Raw genomic sequence first — 17,683 nt, 5'->3', positions numbered from 1 at the left:
ACGCGGAACAGCATGTGAACATGAGAATACCCCCGCTTGTGAATATGTGAAACCGTTCACGGAAGGCCACGGCAGGCTTGCGCGGACGGCTCACCCCCTTTCTGGAGGTGCCCCCACATGCTGGTCCGCGACGCGATGAGCACGGTGGTCCTGACCATCGGCCCCGCCCACACCCTCCGCCAGGCCGCCCGCCTGATGTCCGCCCGCCGAGTCGGCGCGGCCATCGTCCTCGACACCGACACCTGCGGCCTCGGCATCCTCACCGAGCGCGACATCCTCGACGCGGTCGGCGCCGGCCTCGATCCCGACGACGAGCACGCCCACGCCCACACCACGACCGACGTCGTCTTCGCCGCACCGGCGTGGACCCTGGAGGAGGCCGCCGCCGCGATGGTGCACGGCGGCTTCCGGCACCTGATCGTGCTGGACGGCCGCGAGCCGGTGGGCGTGGTCTCGGTCCGCGACATCATCCGCCTGTGGGCGCCGGCCCGGTCCGCGGTGCCGGCGTAGGGCCCGAAGGACGCATGGCGCCTGTCGGGCTCGTGGCAGGCGGATACTCCGGAGGGGGCCGGAGCCCCGTGGCGTCCGGCCCCCTCCGGTTTTACGGTCAAGCGCTGGTTCAGCCGCGAAGGGCCTGGACCGCGGCGTCCAGCCGCTTGCCGTAGTCAGCGTCCGCCTGGCGGAAGTTGGCGATCGCCCGCTCGACGATGTCCTCGCGCGAGACCTGGGCGAGGGCGCCCGCGAGGTTGTCGATCAGGCGCGTCCTGGCGTCCTCGTCGAGCAGCCGGTAGAGGTCGCCGGCCTGCACGAAGTCGTTGTCCTCGGCGTGCGAGGGCGCGGCGCTGTACAGGGTGGCGCCGGCGACGGCGGTGGACTCCCACAGCGGGCGGCCGGTCTCGACGGGGCCGCCGAAGCTGTTCGGCTCGTAGTTCTTGGCGCCCTTGTGCCGGCCGTCGTACAGGTGGCCGTCACGGGCGTGGGTGCGTGCCTCGGTGGCGTGCGGGCGGTTCACCGGCAGGTGGTCGGCGTTGGCGCCGACCCGGTAGCGGTGCGCGTCGCCGTAGGCGAACAGCCGGCCCTGGAGCATCTTGTCCGGGGAGGGGCCGATGCCGGGCACGAAGTGCGCCGGGCTGAAGACGGACTGCTCCACCTCGGCGAAGACGTTCTCCGGGTTGCGGTTCAGCTCCAGCCGGCCGATCTCGATCGGCGGGTAGTCCGCGTGCGGCCACACCTTGGTGAGGTCGAACGGGTTGAAGCGGTAACCCGGCGCGTCGGCCGCCGGCATCACCTGGACCTGCACGGTCCAGCTCGGGAAGTCGCCGCGCTCGATGGCCTCGCGCAGGTCGCGCTGGTGGGAGTCCGGGTCGGCGCCGGCCAGCCGCGCGGCGTCCTCGGCGCTGAGGTTCCTGATGCCCTGGTCGGTCTTGAAGTGGTACTTCACCCAGAAGACCTCGCCCGCCTCGTTGCTCCACTGGTAGGTGTGCGAGCCGTACCCGTTGAGGTGGCGGTAGGAGGCGGGGATGCCGCGGTCGCTGAAGAGCCAGGTCACCTGGTGGGTGGCCTCCGGGCTCAGGCCCCAGAAGTCCCAGACGTTGTCCGGCTCCTGGGAGCCGGTGTACGGGTCGCGCTTCTGGGTGTGGATGAAGTCGGGGAACTTGAGGGCGTCCTTGATGAAGAACACCCGGCGTGTTGTTGCCGACGAGGTCGTAGTTGCCCTCCTCGGTGTAGAACTTCAGCGCGAAGCCGCGCGGGTCGCGCACCGCGTCCGCCGCCCCGAGGTTGCCCGCCACGGTGGAGAAGCGCAGGAACGTCTCGGTCTGCTTGCCCACCTCGGAGAGGAACTTCGCGCGCGTCCACTGCGACACGTCGCGGGTCAGCGTGAAGGTGCCGTACGCCCCCGCGCCGCGGGCGTGCACCACGCGCTCCGGGATGCGCTCGCGGTTGAAGTGGGCGAGCTTCTCCAGCAGGTGCTGGCTCTGCACGAGCACCGGACCGCCGAGGCCGGCCGTCTCGCTGTTCTGGTTGTCCGCAACGGGCGCGCCGGACTCCGTGGTCAGCGGAGCCGTCTCCTGAGCAGTCACGTCATGTCTCCCTGGTGTCGGGCTGTCCCTCGGCCGCCGCCGGGCCTCTCAGCCGGTGTCAGACTCGATCCTACGATAGACATTGTCCAAGTCAAGACGAGAGTCATCTGTGGACCATGTCGTCTTCAGGACCCCGACTGTTAGGCTGGGACACATGAGCGACCTGTTGGAACGACTACGCGAACGCGGCTGGCGGATGACCTCCCAGCGGCGCGTCGTGGCCGAGGTGCTCGACGGCGACCACGTGCACCTCACCGCCGACGAGGTGCACGCCCGCGCCATCGCCCGCCTGCCCGAGATCTCTCGGGCGACGGTCTACAACACGCTCGGCGAGATGGTGAGCATCGGCGAGATCATCGAGGTCACCACCGACGGCCGCGCCAAGCGGTACGACCCGAACGCGCACCACCCGCACCAGCACCTGGTGTGCGCCGACTGCGGCACCGTGCGCGACGTCCACCCCACCGGCGACCCGCTCGCCGCCCTCCCCGTCGACGAGCGCTTCGGCTTCACCGTCTCCGCCGCCGAGGTCACCTACCGCGGGCTCTGCCCGGACTGCGCATAGCCGTTCGCCCACCCCGTACGCCGATCCGCTCGGCCAGCCGGCGCACCGCCGGCTCGGTCCGGGTCCGGCCGATCCACAGCGTCTCCGGCGGCACGTCGTGCGGCACCCGCGCCAGCCCTCCGAACACCTCCCTGGCCACGCCCGGGTCCGGGTCGTTGGCCAACGGGGCGAGCAGCGGCACCAGTTCGTACGGCTTGGCCAGCCGTCCCACCGCGCGCGCCGCCGCCCTGCGCACCGCCGCACGCGGGTCGGGCAGCAGCCGGGCCAGCGCCCCCACGTCCGCGGCGTCGCCGCACTCCCCCAGGCCCGCGGCGAGCCCGGCCAGCAGCCCCGGCGCGGCGTCCGCCGCCTTCACCGCCTTCCGCAACTGCTTGCGGTAGACCTCCGCGGGCGGCTCACCGCGCTGGTAGAGCTTCCAACGGGCCTGCGCCCGCACCATCCTGGCCCGATCCGCCAGCGGCGCCACCAGCCGCGTGGCCGGCACGTCCGCGGGCAGCACCGACACCGCCAGCTCGCGCACTCCCGCACCACTCGCCCATAACAGCCGCCCGGCCTGCTCCGGGTCCAGTTCCAGCAGCCGCTGCGCGCACAGCCGCCGGCACACCTGGTCGCTGTCGTGCAGCGCGGTGCGCAGCAGGTCGCCGCGGACGTATTCCCCCAGGTCCAGGGCGAGTTCGACACCGAAGCGGCGCACCGGCGGATCGGCGTGCCCGGCCAGCACCCGCACCGCCCGGCGCTGCGCCGGCTCGCCCAGCACCGACCGGTACCCGGCGAGCAGGCCCTGCGCCCGCCGCCTCGCCCCGACCCTCAGCAGCACGCCCACCACCGCGGGCGCCTCGTCCGGGGCGGTACGCGCCAGCAGCGCACCGCGCGCCCCCGCAGCGACCTGCGGCACCCAGTCCACCGCCCGCACCGCCAGCGCCGCCGCGGGCAGCGGCCCCCCGAACGCGGCCAGCGCCTCCACCGCCGCCTGCCGCACCCGCCCGTCCGCCTCCAGCGACGCAACGAGCCCGCCGAGCAGATCGGATGACGGTACGACAGCCTCCGCCGCGGCCGGCACCGTACGCACCCGCTCCGGGCACCGCGCGTGCCGGTCCAGCAACGTCAACAGCCCTGCGGGCGCCCGCCCCAGCGCCTCCACGGCCGCACTCCGCGTCTGCGGGGTTCCCCGCTCCACGGCCCCGCGCAGCCGCGCCAGCAGCGCCCTCACGTCCTCGGGGCGCCGCCCCTCCACCACCCGCCCGCACCACGCGGCCCACCGCGCCGCCTCCGCGGCCCGCTCCGCGGATACGTCAACCGCCTCTGCCCGACGCCGCCTGCGCAGCAACCCGCCTCCCGGCCTTGCGCGACTCTCCACCCCCATCGTCCCGCCCCACCCGGCCCCCACCAAGCAGCTTCACCCGGACTTTGCCCGAACAACACGTAAGCCCGAAAGCAGTTGCTTTCGGGCTTACGTCCTACGTGGTAGCGGGGACAGGATTTGAACCTGCGACCTCTGGGTTATGAGCCCAGCGAGCTACCGAGCTGCTCCACCCCGCGTCGTTGTTCCCTCACCATACCCCGCCCCACCGACCCCACCAAATCCCTCCCCCAATCCCCCTCATTCCGCCCCCACCAAAAAGGCAACCCCCAGGGGCACCCACCCAGGGGCGCGAGGAACTGCGCGACCAGCCCCCACCCACCGCACGCCAACAACGCCACCGCAACAGGCACCCACCCAAGGGCACGGGAAGCCACCTCCCAAGCGAAGCCCTGGAAAAGAACCGACCACCCCCCACCAAAAAGGCAACGCCCAGGGGCAGCACCCCAGGGGCGCGAGGAACTGCGCGACCAGCCCCCACCGGCAGGTGGTCCGGGAGCCGACAGCACCAGCCACCCCGGGCGGACCGCCCCAGCGATCACGCAGTGAGTTCGTGGGAAACCGCCGCAGTGAGCCGCGCCGCCCGCTCCGCCACCTCCGGGGGCCCGCAGTCGATCGCACGAGCACACCACGACTGCGCGGCCGGCAGGTCCCCACGCCGCGCCGAAAGCAGCGCCATCCGCAAAGCCGCCCGCCCGTGCCCCGCCTCCGCCGCACGGGTCCACCAGAGCGCGGCCTCCGGCTCGCTCCCCTCCCGCGCGAACAGCAACCCGAGGTTGAACGCCCCGTTGCGCGACCCCGCTTCGGCCGCGAGCCGGTACCAGTGCGCGGCCTCGACCACGTCACCCCGCTTGGCCGCGCCCATGCCGAGCCGCACCTGCGCGCGGCGGTGCCCCTGGCGCGCCGCGCGCTCGTGCCACTCCTCCGCCTCCTCGGCGACCTCCGTACGCCCTTCCTCATGACCGTCGAGGAGCGTGCCGAGGCGGAAGGCCGCCTCGGGGCTGCCGCCGCCGGCCGCGCAGCGCAGATGCCGCTCGGCGGCGTGCTGGTCGCCCTCGCGCTGGAGCGCGATCGCGACCTGGAGCGCGGCCTCGGCGTGTCCGGCCGCGGCGGCGTGCTCGTACCAGCGCCGCGCGGTGGCGTCCTCACCGCGGGAGGCGTGCAGGATGCCGAGGTTGAAGGCCGCGTCGATGCTGCCGGACTCCGCGGCCTTGGAGAACCACGGCTCCGCACCGGCCGCGTCCCCGCGCTGGAGCAGCAGCACGGCGACCGCGTTGGCGGCCTCGCGGTGCCCGGCGTACGCGGCCTTGCGGTACCACTGCTCGGCTTGCGCGGCCCGGCCGTTGCCCGCGCAGAGCAGGCCGAGGTTGTACGCGCCGTTGACGTCGCCCGCCTCCATGGCGGTGCGGTACCAGCGCTCGGCGGTCTGCGTCTCGCCCTCCTGGGCGTGCAGGGCGCCCAGCGCGTTCGCCGCGTTGCCGTCGCCGGCCTGGGCGGCACGCCGCCACCAGGTCGCGGCCAGGTCGATGTCGCCGGCGTCGCGCAGCAGGAAGCCCAGCGCGCACGCGGCGCGGGCCTCGCCGTCACGGGCGGCCGTCAGGTACCAGCGCTCGGCCTCCTTGGTCTCGCCGCGCTCCTCCAGGAGCGTGCCGAGCCGCAGCGCGGCACGGCGGTGCCGCTTGGCGGCGGCCTGGCGGTACCACTGCTCGGCCTCGCGCTCCTGGCCGCGGACCGCGCAGATCCGGGCCAGCCGGTAGGCGGCCTCGCGGTGGCCCTGCTCGGCGGCGCTGCGGAACCAGCGCTCGGCGGCGACGTCCCGCTGGTGGTCGAGCAGGTCGGCGAGGGCGTACGCGCCCAGGGCGTGGCCGGCCTCGGCGGACTGGCGCAGCCAGTACTCGGCGCCGGGCTCGTCGCCACGCTCGCGCAGGTGGCGGCCGAGGGCGTGCGCGGCGGGCGCGGAGCCGGCGACGGCGGCGATCCGCCACCAGCCGGCGGCCTCCTCGGCGCAGCCGCGCTGGTGCAGCAGCAGGGCGAGGTTGTTGGCGGCGGCACGGTCGCCGTCCTGGACGGCGCCCCGCAGGTAGGGCTCCGCGCCGTCGAGGTCGCCACGGCGCAGCAGCAGGGTGCCGAGCGCGCTCATCGCGCCGGGGTCGCCCGCGTCGGCGGCCACCCGGTGCCGGGCCTCGATCTCGGCCTCCTCGCGCATCGCGAGGGTGTCCTCGTCGGGCAGGTCACCGAGCAGGGCCGGCGCCATGGCCGAGGCGTCGTCGGGGGCGCCCGCGGACTCCTGCGCGGGCTCGGCGCTACGGGGCGCGGGCAGCAACTCGGCCACGGTCACGGCCTTCCGGCCCGTCGGCTCCCGCTCCTCACGGTTCTGACGAGTGTTCAGCAGTCCTGCACCGTCCCCCATAAGCCCCATGGTCGCACCACCTGTCAGCGGCGTACACCTGGTATACCGCACCCCGCTTGGTCACTTCGGCGTTTTATCGACTTCCCGACAAGGCGTCAGGCCAAACACCGTAAACGTGATGTCACACGAACAAGTGAAGTGACCCGAACTCCCTTGACGGTAAGTCTGGTTCTCACCTAAACGGAGCGGCGTCCCGCGACCTGGCGGCGGGCGCGAAAAAACGGCCCGGGGTCCCTTGAGACCCCGAGCCGTCGTGGTAGCGGGGACAGGATTTGAACCTGCGACCTCTGGGTTATGAGCCCAGCGAGCTACCGAGCTGCTCCACCCCGCGTCGTTGTGTGCCAACCGTACCACGGCGCGGGATGTCACCTGATCAGCCCGCGTTCGAAGGCTTGGCGGCCTTCGCCGGGTTGACGGCCTTCGCCGCCTTCTCGGCCCGCTCGGCCTCCCGCAGCGCCTTGCCGAGCCGCCGCTGCGCCTCGCCGTACGCCGTCCAGTCGTTCTTCCGCATGGCCGTCTGCGCGTCGTCGTACGCCTTCTGGGCCTTCGTCAGGGCCGCCTCGACCTGGGGGTCGGCGGAGCTGCCCGGCGGCGAGGCGGTCGGCCCGCCCGGGCTCGCGGGACCGGTCGGGCCGGTGGGGCTCGTCGGGCCGGTGGACGTGCCGCCGCCGCTGCCGAAGAGGGAGTCCAGCGCCTGGTCGAGGGTGTCGTCGAACGCGTTGCGCCCGTTGAAGCTGACGAACACCTTCTTCAGCAGGGGGTAGTCGACGTTCGCGCCGCGCAGGTAGACCGGCTCCACATACAGCAGCCCGCCGTCCAGCGGGAGGGTGAGCAGGTTGCCGTACTCGATGGTGGAGTCCTTGCCGCGCAGCCGGGAGATCTGCTGGGCGTAGGCGGAGTCGGAGTTGAACTTGCTCTGCACCAGCCGCGGTCCGTCCACGGGGTCGTCGGTGGGCGTCTCCAGCAGGCGTATCTTCCCGTAGTCCGGGCTGGTCGCGTCGGAGTCCACCGCGACGAACGCCGCCAGGTTGCCGCGCCCGTCGGGCGTGAAGGTGGAGGTGAGCGAGAACCTCTGCGCGCTCTGGCCGGGCATCTTCAGGCTCAGGTAGTACGGCGGCACCGCCTTGCCGGACTTGGACGCGGGGTCGTTCGGGACCTGCCAGACCTGGCTGCCGGTGTAGAACTGCGCGGCCTTGGTGACGTGGTACTGGGTGAGCAGCTGGCGCTGCACCTTGAACAGGTCCTCCGGGTAGCGCAGATGCGCCATCAGCGCGGCCGGGATCGCGCTCTTGGGCCGTACCGTGTGCGGGAACGCCTTCATCCAGGTCTTGAGCACCGGGTCCTTGGCGTCCCACTGGTAGAGCGTCACGGCGCCGGTGTACGCGTCCACGGTGGCCTTCACCGAGTTGCGGATGTAGTTGACCCGGTTCTGCCGGGCCACCACCGACCGCTGGTTGTCGGTGAGGGAGTCCGCGGTGGTGTTGCCCAGCGTCGTACGCGAGGCGTACGGGTAGTTGTCGCTCGTCGTGTAGGCGTCGACTATCCACACCACGTGCTTGCCGACGACGGCCGGATACGGGTCGCCGTCGATCGTCAGCCAGGGCGCGACCGCCTCGACGCGCTGCTTGGGGGTGCGGTGGTACAGGATCTGCGAACCGTGCCCGATCGCCCCCGAGTAGAGGATCTTCGGCTCGCCGAGCGTCACCGCGTACGCGGCCCGGGTGACCGGGTTGTCGAGGCTGACCCCGCCGTTGCCCCGGTAGGTGGTGGTCACCTCGCGCTTCTTCTCCGCGTAGTCCAGCTCCTTGGTGGGGCCGCCCACGATCGAGTACTGCTTGGTCTGCTCGCCGAAGTAGATCTGCTGCGTGTACGGGCCGAGGGCGCCGGCGGTGGGCAGGCCCTGCTCGGTGTAGACCGGCTGGCCGGTGTGGTCGGAGTCGCTCGACGCGCCGGAGCCGGTGTCAGTGCCGTTGCCGGAGCCGGAGCCGGTGCCCGAACCGGCGGTCGAGCCGGCCCCGTTGCCGGTCACGGTGGTGCCCTTGGCCGCGACCATCCCGTAGCCGTGGGTGTACTTGAAGTGGTCGTTGATCCAGTTGTTCTCCGGGATGCCCTTCACGTTCAGCTCCCGGACGCCGACCACGGTGTCCTGCTCCTTGCCGTCGACCGTGTAGCGGTCGACGTCCAGGGTGGAGGGGAAGGAGTAGTAGCTCCCGGACTGCTGGGTCTGCTGGAAGGTCGGTGAGACCACGTTGGGGTCGAGCACCCGGATCGAGGCCGCGCTGCCCGCGTCGGCGCGCAGCTTGGCGTTCGACGCCTTGCTGGTGCCCTTGTAGTCGGACTCCACGGTGTCGTCGATGCCGTACGCGGCGCGGGTGGCGTCGATGTTCCGCTGGATGTACGGCGCCTCCTTGGCGGCCTCGTTCGGCTGGACCTGGAACTTCTGCACGATCGCCGGGTACAGGCCGCCGATCAGGATCGCGGACAGCACCATCAGGCCGAAGCCGACGGTCGGCAGCGTCCAGGTGCGGCGCCACAGGGTGGCGAAGAACAGCAGCGCGCAGATCACCGCGATCGAGAACAGGATGGTCTTGGCCGGCAGGTACGCGTTGGCGTCGACGTAGCGCAGGCCGGTCCAGTTGTCGGTGGCCTTGATCCCGCTGGACTTCACCGCGAGCGAGTAGCGGTCCAGCCAGTAGGCGACCGCCTTCAGGGAGACGAACAGCCCGAGCAGCACCGACAGGTGCCCGGTGGCGGCCGCGGTGGCGCGGGCGCCGGGCGAGGTGATGCGCAGCCCCCCGTACAGGTAGTGCACCAGGACGGCGGCCAGCAGGGACAGCAGCACGACGGCGAAGCAGAAGGCCAGCAGGAAGCGGTACCAGGGCAGGTCGAAGGTGTAGAACGACACGTCCTTGTGGAACTGCGGGTCCTTGGTGTGGAACGGCGTCGCGTTGACGAACAGCAGCCACAACCGCCACTGGCCGGTGGCCGATCCGCCGGCGACCAGCCCGACCACGGTGCTGACCGCGAGCAGCACCCACTTCTTGTACGGCGCGATGCCCATCCGGTACCGGTCGAGGTTCTGCTGCTCGGGCGACATCGCGCTCAGCGGCGGGCGCAGCCGGTGCGCCAGGAACATGTTCGCGCCGACCGCCAGCCCCATCAGCAGCCCGAAGGCGCAGAACAGCGCGATCTTCGTCCACAGCACCGTGCCGAACACCGAGGAGTAGTGCACCGACCGGTACCACAGCAGGTCCGTCCAGAAGCCGGCGAACATCACGAACGCGATCATCAGCAGGGCCAGCACGGCCACGGTGACGAGCAGCGTACGGGCGCTGCGCGACGGGCGGCCGACGGTGAAGCGAGGTGCGGGCGCCCCTCCGTCTCCGTCGCGTTCCGGCATCTCGAATACCACGGTGCGCACCTCGAAGTGGTCGGCGATCTCGGGGTGCCCCGAGTCGGACTCCCACAGGTGCAACTTATCGACGCATTGGCCGGTTCCCGATTCCGGTCGGAGAAGGGGGAGGATACTGACATGTCCAACACTGCGACCGAAGGTTCGCCGCTCGCGGCGAACCCCCTGACCCGCGCCGTCCTCGAGATCGACACCTACGCGTCGGGCCTCGGCTGGGACCGGCCCGCCCGGCTCTTCGCCCTCGTCGACACCGCGCACCTGCGCACCCGGGAGCCCGCGCTCGCCGACCAACTCGGGCTGGACGCCGCCGACTCGGCGGCCGAGGGCCTGACCCCCATCGAGCAGGACGAGTTGCCGGCCGGCCAGGCGCTCGACGAGTTCCTGGCCACCATCGCCTGGCCCGAGGTGATCGCCGGGTGCGCGCTCACCGTGGAGCGGCTGATGCTGCCGCCGTCCGCCGAGGCGGCCATCCCCGACGACCTGGACGACAAGGCGCTGGCCGCCTGGGTCGCCGCGCACCCGGAACGGCAGGAGGTGCGGATGACGGTCGGCGTGCTGCGCGACGGGACGCGGGAGTCGGCGGTGCGGCTGCGCGCGAAGGACTCGGAGACGGAGGTGCTGACCGGCAAGGACCTGGTGCCGGGGCTGGCGGACGCGCTGAGCGCGACCTTCGAGGAGTGAGGGAGGGCGGCTGAGCGCCTAGGTTGCCGGGGCCGCGGGAAGCGGGACGGGCCGGGCGCGGGAGGGCCGCCCCGGCGGTCAGCTCTTGCAGCTCGGCAGCTTCGAGACGTCGCCGTCGCGGATGTCCTTCAGGGCCGCCATGGCGTCGTCCAGGGTCTTCACCTTGACCAGGGTGAGGCCGCCGGGGATGTCCTTGGCGGCCTCCTCGCAGTTGTCGGCCGGGGTGAGGAAGTACTTCGCGCCCTTGTCGCGCGCACCGATCGTCTTGAGGCTGATACCGCCGATCGGGCCGACGTTGCCGTTGTCGTCGATGGTGCCGGTGCCGGCCACGAACGCGCCGCCGGTGAGGTCCCCCGGGCTGAGCTTGTCGATGATGCCGAGCGCGAACATCATGCCGGCGCTGGGGCCGCCGACGTCCGCGAGCCGGATGTCGATGGTGAACGGGAACAGGTGCTCCACGCCGGCCTGGATGCCGACGACCGCGCGCTTGGCGCCCTCGTCGTCGGAGGTGCGGGTGGTGATCGTCACCTGCTGGGTGGGCGGCGCCTTCTTCTTCACGTCGGCCGCCCTGACCACGGTGAACACGGTCTTCTCACCCGGGGTGTGCTTGGTGACGAAGGTCGCCACCTGGTCGGCCGCGGTGACCTGGTGGCCGTCCACCGCCTTGATCACGTCACCGGCGTGCAGCAGGCCCTCGGCGGCGCCGCCCTTGACCACGGCGGCGACGATCACCCGGGACTGCACGGGGATCTTCAGCTCCTCCAGGGCGGCGACCTTGGCGCTGTCCTGCGACTGGCTGAACTCCTCGGCGTTCTCCTGGTCGGCCTGCTCGGCGGTCTGGCCCTTGGGATAGAGGGTGTCGTGCTCGACGACCTTGTCGTCGTGCCGGGCCCAGCCGAGCACCGCCTCGACCAGGTTCATCCGGTAGTCGGCACCGGTGACGCGGACCGTCGTCATGTTCAGGTTGCCGCTGGTGGGATACGTCTTGTGGCCCGAGATGTCGATGACCTTCTCGCCGCCGTAGCTGCCCAGGGTGTTCACGGTCGGCCCGGGCGACATCTCCGCGTACGGAGTCGGTGTCACCAGCGCCACGCACAGCAGCGCTATCAGCGTCAGAGTCGAGGCGAGCAGCGTCGCGGTGCGGCGTGACATGCCCTGACCCTACGGGACCGGTCCGACAACCGGCCCGCGGGGTGAATCCTCCTCGTCCTCCGACGGGATGTTCCCGTCGACGGCGGAAACCGGGGGGCCGCCGGCCGCCGCCGGGGTGACCGAGGACGTCTGCATGGCCTGCCGGAACCGCTCGTAACCGGCGAGCGAGGCACCGTCACCGAGGCTGCGCCGGCGGGCGGCCCAGCGGGCCCAGATGGCGGCGGCGACCGCGGCGGCCACCGGAATGAGCAACCAAGTGAGTGCTCCCACTGCGAACTCCCCGATCCCCTATGACCCAAACGAGATTAATCAGACCTATGAGCAGATTAACCACTCGGTGAGTCAACGTTCGGCCGGGGCGCGGGGTTACGCAACCCGAAGTACCACTAACGGAGGGTGTTCGGCCCCGGCACGCCGCCTCGCCGAGGGCCGCGCCTCGGCGAGGGAAGCTACGCGCCGACCCAGTCCTGCTCGCCGTCCGCGAAGGTCTGGTGCTTCCAGATCGGCACCTCGCGCTTGAGGTCGTCGATCAGGCGGCGGCTGGCGGCGAACGCCTCGCCGCGGTGCGGGCAGGCGACCGCGACGACCACCGCGATGTCGCCCACCCGCAGATCACCGACCCGGTGGACGGCGGCGAGCGCCCGTACGGGGAAGTCCGCGGCGACCTTCTCGGCGACCCGGCGCAGCTCGGCCTCGGCGGTGGGGTGCGCGGAGTACGACAGTCCGGTCACCTGGGCGTCGGGGCGGCCGTCGTGGTCGCGGACCGTGCCCACGAACAGCGCGGTGCCACCGGCGGCGTCGTCGCCGACCGCGGCGAAGACCTCGTCCACCGACAGGGGCGTGTCGCGGATCGCGAGCAGGCGGACGACCGGTCCGTCGTCGGCCGCGCCCCCGAAGGACGCGGGCTCACCGGGTGCGCCGGATACGGATGCCATGCCTTCCATCCTGCCTCACTCCCCCGCTCATACCGCGATGCGGAAACAGTATTCCATTACCGTCGATCGTTGGGGGCCGTCAGGGCTCACCAGCCGTCAGAGGTCACAGGCCGCGGCGTCTGCGGGCGCTGCGCACCACGGCCGCCGCGCCGATCAGGGCGACGGTCGCCCCCGCGGCACCCAGCGTGGTGGCGTCCTTGCGTCCCAGGCGGCGCCCGGCGACGGAGTTGCGGCCCTCGACCTCGGCGAGCAGTTCGGCGAGCACCTGCTCGTTGGACCACTGGGGCCGCCAGCCCGCCTCGTACAGCTTGCGCCCGCTGACCACCCAGGGGTGCATGGTGTACGCGAGGTCGCCGGCCGGCGACGGGGTCAGGCCCAGCCGGTGCAGCCGGGAGGCCGCGCCGAAGGCGACCGCGGCCGGAAGCTCCATCCGGCGGACGCCGGACAGCTCCTCGACCTCCTCCTGCTCCAGCCAGCCGTCGCAGCCGACCGCCATCTCGCCGTCGACCTTCTCCAGCACCGCGAACTCCAGCGCCGACACCAGGTCCTCGACATGGCAGAACTGCCAGCACGGCCGGCTGCCCGCCACCACCAGCAGCCGCGGCGACTCGAAGTACCGGGTCAGCGCGGTGTCGGTGTCGCCCACCAGGACCGCGGGCCGCAGGATCGTCACGTTCAGGCCGGGGTGGGCGCGCGGGGCACGGCGGCCGAGCCGCTCGATCTCCAGCAGGTCGTCCACGAAGCTCGCCTCGGACGTCGCCCGCAGTGGCGCGTCCTCGGCGAGCGGCACGTCGTTGTCGGCCTGGGCGCCGTAGACCATCGCCGAGGTGCACAGCACCACGCGGTGCACGCCGGCCGCGGCGGCCGCGGTCAGTACGGTCTGGGTGCCGCGCACGTTGAACGCCGAGCGGGCCTTCGCGTCGGACTCCAGGTCGAGGTCGAGCGCGAGGTGCACCACGACCGACGCGCCGCGCAGCTTCTCGGCGATCGCCGGGTCGCGCACGTCCAGCACCCGCCAGGTCGCCCCGGGCACGTCGCCCCGCCGCTCGTCGATCGCCACGACCTTCCTGACCTGGTCGGACTCGGCGAGCCGCATGGCCAGCGCGCGCCCCACCCCGGAAGCCGCGCCAGTGATCGCGACCACCGGCCCGGACCCGGCCCGACCGGGGCTCCGCTCTGGGCGAACGTGTGCTTCTGGGGAACTCACCGGGTGTCTCCCACGGTTGTCTCAGATACGTACAGCGCCATCCTGCCGGACGGGTGTCTACGCTGGAGGTAGAGCCCATCACACCGGGCCGGGCCAGCAAGACCTCCCGACAACCGCCGCACCACCGGCAGCCAGAGTTCCAGCCCACCACGAACCGGCCCCCGACACAGCCCATCACGACACAGATCCGAGGAATCCCGTGAGTGACATCCCATTCGGATTCGGCGTCCCTCCCGAGGAGCCCGAGGACGGGGACGAGGGCAAGCAGCCCAAGGGCGGCCAGCCGAACCCGTTCGGGTTCGGCGGCGACAACCCCTTCGGCCCGGGCGGCGGCGACAACCCGCTCGCGGCGATGTTCGGCTCCCTGAACCCCGGTGACCTGGGCGCGGCCTTCCAGCAGCTCGGCCAGATGCTCTCCTACGACGGCGGTCCCGTGAACTGGGACATGGCCAAGGACATCGCCCGCCAGACCGTCGCCCAGGGCACCCCGGACGGCGTGAAGGACGCGAGCGTCGGCCGCGCCGACCGCGACTGGGTCCAGGAGGCGGTCCGCCTCGCCGACCTGTGGCTCGACGGCGCCACGTCCCTGCCGTCCGGCGCGAACACCGCCGTGGCCTGGAGCCGCGCCGAATGGGTCGAGGCGACCCTGCCGGTGTGGAAGGACCTGGTCGACCCGGTCGCCGAGCGGGTGGCCGGCGCCATGGGCGACGTCCTGCCCGAGGAGATGCAGGCCATGACCGGCCCGCTGCTCGGCATGATGCGCTCCATGGGTGGCGCGATGTTCGGCTCCCAGATCGGGCAGGCGCTCGGCACCCTGGCCGGCGAGGTGGTCGGCTCCACCGACGTCGGGCTGCCGCTCGGCCCGGCCGGCAAGGCCGCCCTGCTGCCGGCCAACGTGGCCGCGTTCGGCGAGGGCCTGGGCATCCCCCAGGAGGAGGTGCGGCTGTACCTCGCCCTGCGCGAAGCGGCCCACCAGCGGCTCTTCGCCCACGTGCCCTGGCTGCGAGCCCACCTGTTCGGCGCCGTCGAGGGATACGCGCGCGGCATCAAGGTCGACACCGCACGCCTGGAAGAGGCCGTCGGTCAGCTCGACCCCACGCAGCCCGAGCAGCTTCAGGAAGCGTTGCAGCAGGGCATGTTCCAGCCCGAGGACACCCCGGCGCAGAAGTCCTCGCTGGCCCGGCTGGAGACCGCCCTCGCGCTGGTCGAGGGATGGGTGGACGCGGTCGTGCACGCGGCCGCCGCCCCGCACCTGCCGTCCGCGGGCGCGCTGCGCGAGACGCTGCGCCGCCGCCGGGCGACCGGCGGCCCGGCCGAGCAGACCTTCGCCACCCTCATCGGGCTGGAGCTGCGGCCGCGCCGGCTGCGCGACGCCTCCCGGCTGTGGGCCTCGCTCACCGACGCCCGTGGCGTCGAGGGGCGCGACGGGCTGTGGGCGCACCCCGACATGCTGCCGACCGCGGCGGACCTCGACGACCCGGACGGCTTCGTGCACCGCGACGTCATCGACTTCTCCGAACTCGACAAGCTGCTCGGCGAGGCCGCCGGCGGCACCGGCAGCGGCCCCGAGACGAGCCTGGACAAGGGCGCCAAGGGCACCGCAGGCGGTAGCGCGGCCGATACACCCGCCGGGCCGGAGAAGCCCGCAGAAGCCGAGGACGGCGGTTCGGCCAAGGACGCGAGCGCGGACGCCGAGAGCACGGACACCGAGCGCCCCGACGACAAGGACGGCGACACCGGCAAGTGAGCACCCTGCACAAGGACGCGGTGGGCGTCCTGGAGAGCTGGCACGCCCCCGACGCCGGTCAGGACGAGCTGCGCCGGGAGTACCTGGCGCACCTGGCCGCCCACCCGGACGGCATGGAGAAGCTCTGCAAGGCCGGGCACCTCACCGGCAGCGTGCTCATCCTGGACGCCGAGCGGCAGCACGTCCTGCTCACCCTGCACGCCAAGCTCAAGCTGTGGCTGCAGACAGGCGGCCACTGCGAGCCCGCCGACACCTCACTGTCGGGTGCCGCGCTGCGCGAGGGCACCGAGGAGTCCGGCATCCAGGGGCTCGATCTCCTGGTGCCCGGACCCGTCAACCTCGACCGCCACCTGGTGCCGTGCGCCTGGCACCTCGACGTCCAGTACGCCGCGGTGGCTCCCCCGGGTGCCGTCGAGTCCATCAGCGACGAGTCGCTGGCGCTGCGCTGGTTCACCTTCGACGAGGTCGCCGAGCTGCCGGACCGGTCGGTCCGCACCCTCGTGGCACGCACCAGGGCGCTGCTCTGAGGAGCGCGGTCCGGCCGGACGGGTAGAGCGCCACGGCCGCCTGGACACGGACCGACCGGCGGGAGACCGGCGATCGGAGACCGGTAAGGGGCGCCGACCCTGGGTCGGCGCCCCTTACCGCGCAGTTCCTCAGGGGCTCAGCGACCGCCCCACACGTTCCCCTGGTTGGCGCCCTGCCCGCCCTGCGCCCCGACGCCGTACTGCGCCCGCAGGCCGTGCAGTTCCACGTTCTGCGGCGGCATCATCTCGCTGGGCTGCACCAGGACGTAGCCCTGGCCGACGAAGTTCAGCTCCCAGCCCTCGCCGGTGTTGCCGCGCCGCCGGAACACCGACGAACTGCTGGTCTGCGCCTGCATCTGGACCCGCAGCGAGGTCGACCAGGCGACGACCGCGTCCGCGTCGCAGGACACGTACGTGTTCGGGGTGACCGGGAGCATCAGCGGCTTGCCCGACGTCATGAGGGCGACCTTGCCCTGCCCGGCGATGGCGACGTTGTACTGCCCGGTGCCGGCCAGGCCGTACTGGCTGTCGACCGCGATGACATCCCAGTGCAGGCCGGAGTCGAGCGCCAGCACGTAGGCGCTGTCGACGGTGAGACCGTCGTGGTCGACATCCAGGATGTGGATCTGCTGGGCGAGGTTCGCCAGGTACACCGTGCCCTGGCCGGAGCAGCGCATCAGGTCCAGGCCCTCGCCGGTCGCGCGGGCCGCGCTGCGCTGGAAGTGCGACTGGTACTCCCCGTCGAACTCGATCATGCCCTGGTAGGCGACCATCGCGCCCTTGCGGGCGAGGCAGTCCGGGCCGGTGTCACCGTCCAGCCGGACCCGCAGCAGATAGGAGTTCTGCAGGCTGTAGTGGTCCTGGTTCTGGACCTCGGTGAAGGCGAAAAGCGGGCTCTGCATGATGTGTCGCTCCCCCTCAGCCCCGGGCCCGGAGCCGGTCGGTACTGTCCTCGCTGGGCTGGACGACCACGAAGCCCTGGCCGGAGAACGCGATCTGGAACGCCTCGCCGCTGCCGCGCCCGATCAGCGACGACGCCTTGAAGCTGCGCTTGGCCTTCATCTTCAGCCCCGACGACCAGGCCACCAGGGCGTCAGGGTCGACATACGTCTCGTCGGCGCCGGACCCGCAGTCCACCACGATCGGAGTGCCGCGAGAGGTGATGGCGACCCAACCGGTGCCGGACACCGCGACGTTGAACAGGCCCTGGCCGGCGAACTTCGCCAGGCCCTTGACCCGCTCGACGCCCCATTGCAGGTGCGCGTCGAAGGCCAGCAGGTTGGTGCCGTTGACCGACACCGACTCGTTGTCCAGGTTGACGCAGACCACGTCGGCGCCGTAGTCGGCCAGGTAGAGCAGGCCGTCGCCGGTGCACTTCATCACCGGCGCGCTCTCACCGGTCAGCCACGACGCGGCCATCTGCCGTACCGCCGGCGGGTTCGGCTCGTACTGGATGAAGCCCTCGTAGGCGATCATCGAGCCGGTGCGGGCGTAGAGGTCCTGGCCGGTGGCCATGGCGACCTTGAGCATGGAGGAGCCGTGGTTCTCCATCCGGGCGGCGACCGGCTTGGGGGCGTAACCCGCGATCATCTGCTGGTCCATGGCG

General features: G+C 72.1%; 14 protein-coding genes, 2 tRNA genes and 1 pseudogene. 5 read left to right on the top strand and 12 right to left on the bottom strand.

Annotated features, from left to right (window positions below; all coding sequences use genetic code 11):
* Positions 1 to 117: 117 nt before the first annotated feature.
* Positions 118 to 510 (top strand): CBS domain-containing protein, encoded by a 393-nt coding sequence (locus tag ACIPAE_RS00675; protein ID WP_328469041.1) that lies wholly within the window; start codon positions 118 to 120, stop codon positions 508 to 510.
* A gap of 109 nt (positions 511 to 619) precedes the next feature.
* Here the strand turns inward: ACIPAE_RS00675 and ACIPAE_RS00670 are convergent.
* Positions 620 to 2,081, bottom strand: a pseudogene (locus ACIPAE_RS00670) (catalase).
* A 154-nt stretch (positions 2,082 to 2,235) separates the two neighbouring features.
* On the opposite strand from ACIPAE_RS00670, the gene ACIPAE_RS00665 reads away from it, so the two are divergent.
* Positions 2,236 to 2,646 carry a Fur family transcriptional regulator gene (locus ACIPAE_RS00665; protein ID WP_329365002.1) on the top strand — a complete coding sequence of 137 codons (411 nt, stop codon included), beginning with the start codon at positions 2,236 to 2,238 and terminating at the stop codon, positions 2,644 to 2,646.
* Here the strand turns inward: ACIPAE_RS00665 and ACIPAE_RS00660 are convergent.
* The 5 genes from ACIPAE_RS00660 to ACIPAE_RS00640 form a co-directional block, all read right to left on the bottom strand.
* Complete coding sequence (locus tag ACIPAE_RS00660; RefSeq protein ID WP_402441991.1) at positions 2,612 to 3,883, bottom strand: HEAT repeat domain-containing protein; 1,272 nt, start codon at positions 3,881 to 3,883, stop codon at positions 2,612 to 2,614. The genes ACIPAE_RS00665 and ACIPAE_RS00660 overlap by 35 nt on opposite strands.
* A gap of 225 nt (positions 3,884 to 4,108) precedes the next feature.
* Positions 4,109 to 4,185, bottom strand: a tRNA-Met gene (locus ACIPAE_RS00655).
* A gap of 359 nt (positions 4,186 to 4,544) precedes the next feature.
* On the bottom strand, positions 4,545 to 6,416 hold the full coding sequence (locus tag ACIPAE_RS00650) for a tetratricopeptide repeat protein (RefSeq protein WP_402441989.1): 1,872 nt from the start codon (positions 6,414 to 6,416) through the stop codon (positions 4,545 to 4,547).
* Positions 6,417 to 6,670: 254 nt separating this feature from the next.
* Positions 6,671 to 6,747: transfer RNA gene (locus ACIPAE_RS00645), tRNA-Met, on the bottom strand.
* 42 nt (positions 6,748 to 6,789) lie between these two features.
* Positions 6,790 to 9,816 carry a UPF0182 family protein gene (locus tag ACIPAE_RS00640; protein WP_402442626.1) on the bottom strand — a complete coding sequence of 1,009 codons (3,027 nt, stop codon included), beginning with the start codon at positions 9,814 to 9,816 and terminating at the stop codon, positions 6,790 to 6,792.
* A 132-nt stretch (positions 9,817 to 9,948) separates the two neighbouring features.
* Here ACIPAE_RS00640 and ACIPAE_RS00635 point away from each other — a divergent pair, with 132 nt between their 5' ends.
* On the top strand, positions 9,949 to 10,509 hold the full coding sequence (locus ACIPAE_RS00635; protein ID WP_328469033.1) for a PPA1309 family protein: 561 nt from the start codon (positions 9,949 to 9,951) through the stop codon (positions 10,507 to 10,509).
* A gap of 78 nt (positions 10,510 to 10,587) precedes the next feature.
* On the opposite strand, the gene ACIPAE_RS00630 is transcribed toward ACIPAE_RS00635, so the two are convergent.
* The 4 genes from ACIPAE_RS00630 to ACIPAE_RS00615 form a co-directional block, all read right to left on the bottom strand.
* Positions 10,588 to 11,661 carry a PDZ domain-containing protein gene (locus ACIPAE_RS00630; RefSeq protein WP_329365006.1) on the bottom strand — a complete coding sequence of 358 codons (1,074 nt, stop codon included), beginning with the start codon at positions 11,659 to 11,661 and terminating at the stop codon, positions 10,588 to 10,590.
* A gap of 9 nt (positions 11,662 to 11,670) precedes the next feature.
* On the bottom strand, positions 11,671 to 11,931 hold the full coding sequence (locus tag ACIPAE_RS00625; RefSeq protein ID WP_402441986.1) for a hypothetical protein: 261 nt from the start codon (positions 11,929 to 11,931) through the stop codon (positions 11,671 to 11,673).
* Between the two features lie 179 nt (positions 11,932 to 12,110).
* Positions 12,111 to 12,596 (bottom strand): molybdenum cofactor biosynthesis protein MoaE, encoded by a 486-nt coding sequence (locus ACIPAE_RS00620; RefSeq protein ID WP_329365010.1) that lies wholly within the window; start codon positions 12,594 to 12,596, stop codon positions 12,111 to 12,113.
* Positions 12,597 to 12,699: 103 nt separating this feature from the next.
* Positions 12,700 to 13,803 carry an SDR family oxidoreductase gene (locus ACIPAE_RS00615; protein ID WP_329365012.1) on the bottom strand — a complete coding sequence of 368 codons (1,104 nt, stop codon included), beginning with the start codon at positions 13,801 to 13,803 and terminating at the stop codon, positions 12,700 to 12,702.
* 199 nt (positions 13,804 to 14,002) lie between these two features.
* Here ACIPAE_RS00615 and ACIPAE_RS00610 point away from each other — a divergent pair, with 199 nt between their 5' ends.
* Positions 14,003 to 15,550 (top strand): zinc-dependent metalloprotease, encoded by a 1,548-nt coding sequence (locus tag ACIPAE_RS00610; RefSeq protein ID WP_366410964.1) that lies wholly within the window; start codon positions 14,003 to 14,005, stop codon positions 15,548 to 15,550.
* Positions 15,547 to 16,077 carry an NUDIX hydrolase gene (locus ACIPAE_RS00605; RefSeq protein ID WP_402441983.1) on the top strand — a complete coding sequence of 177 codons (531 nt, stop codon included), beginning with the start codon at positions 15,547 to 15,549 and terminating at the stop codon, positions 16,075 to 16,077. The genes ACIPAE_RS00610 and ACIPAE_RS00605 overlap by 4 nt, the downstream gene beginning before the upstream one ends.
* Positions 16,078 to 16,214: 137 nt before the next feature.
* Here ACIPAE_RS00605 and ACIPAE_RS00600 read toward each other — a convergent pair whose 3' ends face one another.
* Together ACIPAE_RS00600 and ACIPAE_RS00595 are read right to left on the bottom strand one after the other, a co-directional pair.
* Complete coding sequence (locus tag ACIPAE_RS00600) at positions 16,215 to 16,979, bottom strand: AIM24 family protein (RefSeq protein WP_402441982.1); 765 nt, start codon at positions 16,977 to 16,979, stop codon at positions 16,215 to 16,217.
* A 16-nt stretch (positions 16,980 to 16,995) separates the two neighbouring features.
* Positions 16,996 to 17,679 (bottom strand): AIM24 family protein, encoded by a 684-nt coding sequence (locus ACIPAE_RS00595; RefSeq protein WP_328469016.1) that lies wholly within the window; start codon positions 17,677 to 17,679, stop codon positions 16,996 to 16,998.
* Between the last annotated feature and the right edge of the window lie 4 nt (positions 17,680 to 17,683).

It is taken from the genome of Streptomyces sp. NPDC087270 (assembly GCF_044744625.1).
In the GTDB taxonomy this organism is placed as follows: domain Bacteria; phylum Actinomycetota; class Actinomycetes; order Streptomycetales; family Streptomycetaceae; genus Actinacidiphila.
Note: the sequence above shows the minus strand (reverse complement) of the source record. Positions and strands in the feature narration are given on the sequence as shown.

Excerpts from the sequence above, each read along its gene's own strand:
- ACIPAE_RS00650 (WP_402441989.1), bottom strand. The coding sequence starts at position 6,416 with ATGGGGGACGGTGCAGGACTGCTGAACACTCGTCAGAACCGTGAGGAG.
- ACIPAE_RS00595 (WP_328469016.1), bottom strand. The coding sequence starts at position 17,679 with ATGGACCAGCAGATGATCGCGGGTTACGCCCCCAAGCCGGTCGCCGCC.
- ACIPAE_RS00675 (WP_328469041.1), top strand. The coding sequence starts at position 118 with ATGCTGGTCCGCGACGCGATGAGCACGGTGGTCCTGACCATCGGCCCC.
- ACIPAE_RS00665 (WP_329365002.1), top strand. The coding sequence starts at position 2,236 with ATGAGCGACCTGTTGGAACGACTACGCGAACGCGGCTGGCGGATGACC.
- ACIPAE_RS00630 (WP_329365006.1), bottom strand. The coding sequence starts at position 11,661 with ATGTCACGCCGCACCGCGACGCTGCTCGCCTCGACTCTGACGCTGATA.
- ACIPAE_RS00620 (WP_329365010.1), bottom strand. The coding sequence starts at position 12,596 with ATGGCATCCGTATCCGGCGCACCCGGTGAGCCCGCGTCCTTCGGGGGC.
- ACIPAE_RS00600 (WP_402441982.1), bottom strand. The coding sequence starts at position 16,979 with ATGCAGAGCCCGCTTTTCGCCTTCACCGAGGTCCAGAACCAGGACCAC.
- ACIPAE_RS00635 (WP_328469033.1), top strand. The coding sequence starts at position 9,949 with ATGTCCAACACTGCGACCGAAGGTTCGCCGCTCGCGGCGAACCCCCTG.
- ACIPAE_RS00640 (WP_402442626.1), bottom strand. The coding sequence starts at position 9,816 with ATGCCGGAACGCGACGGAGACGGAGGGGCGCCCGCACCTCGCTTCACC.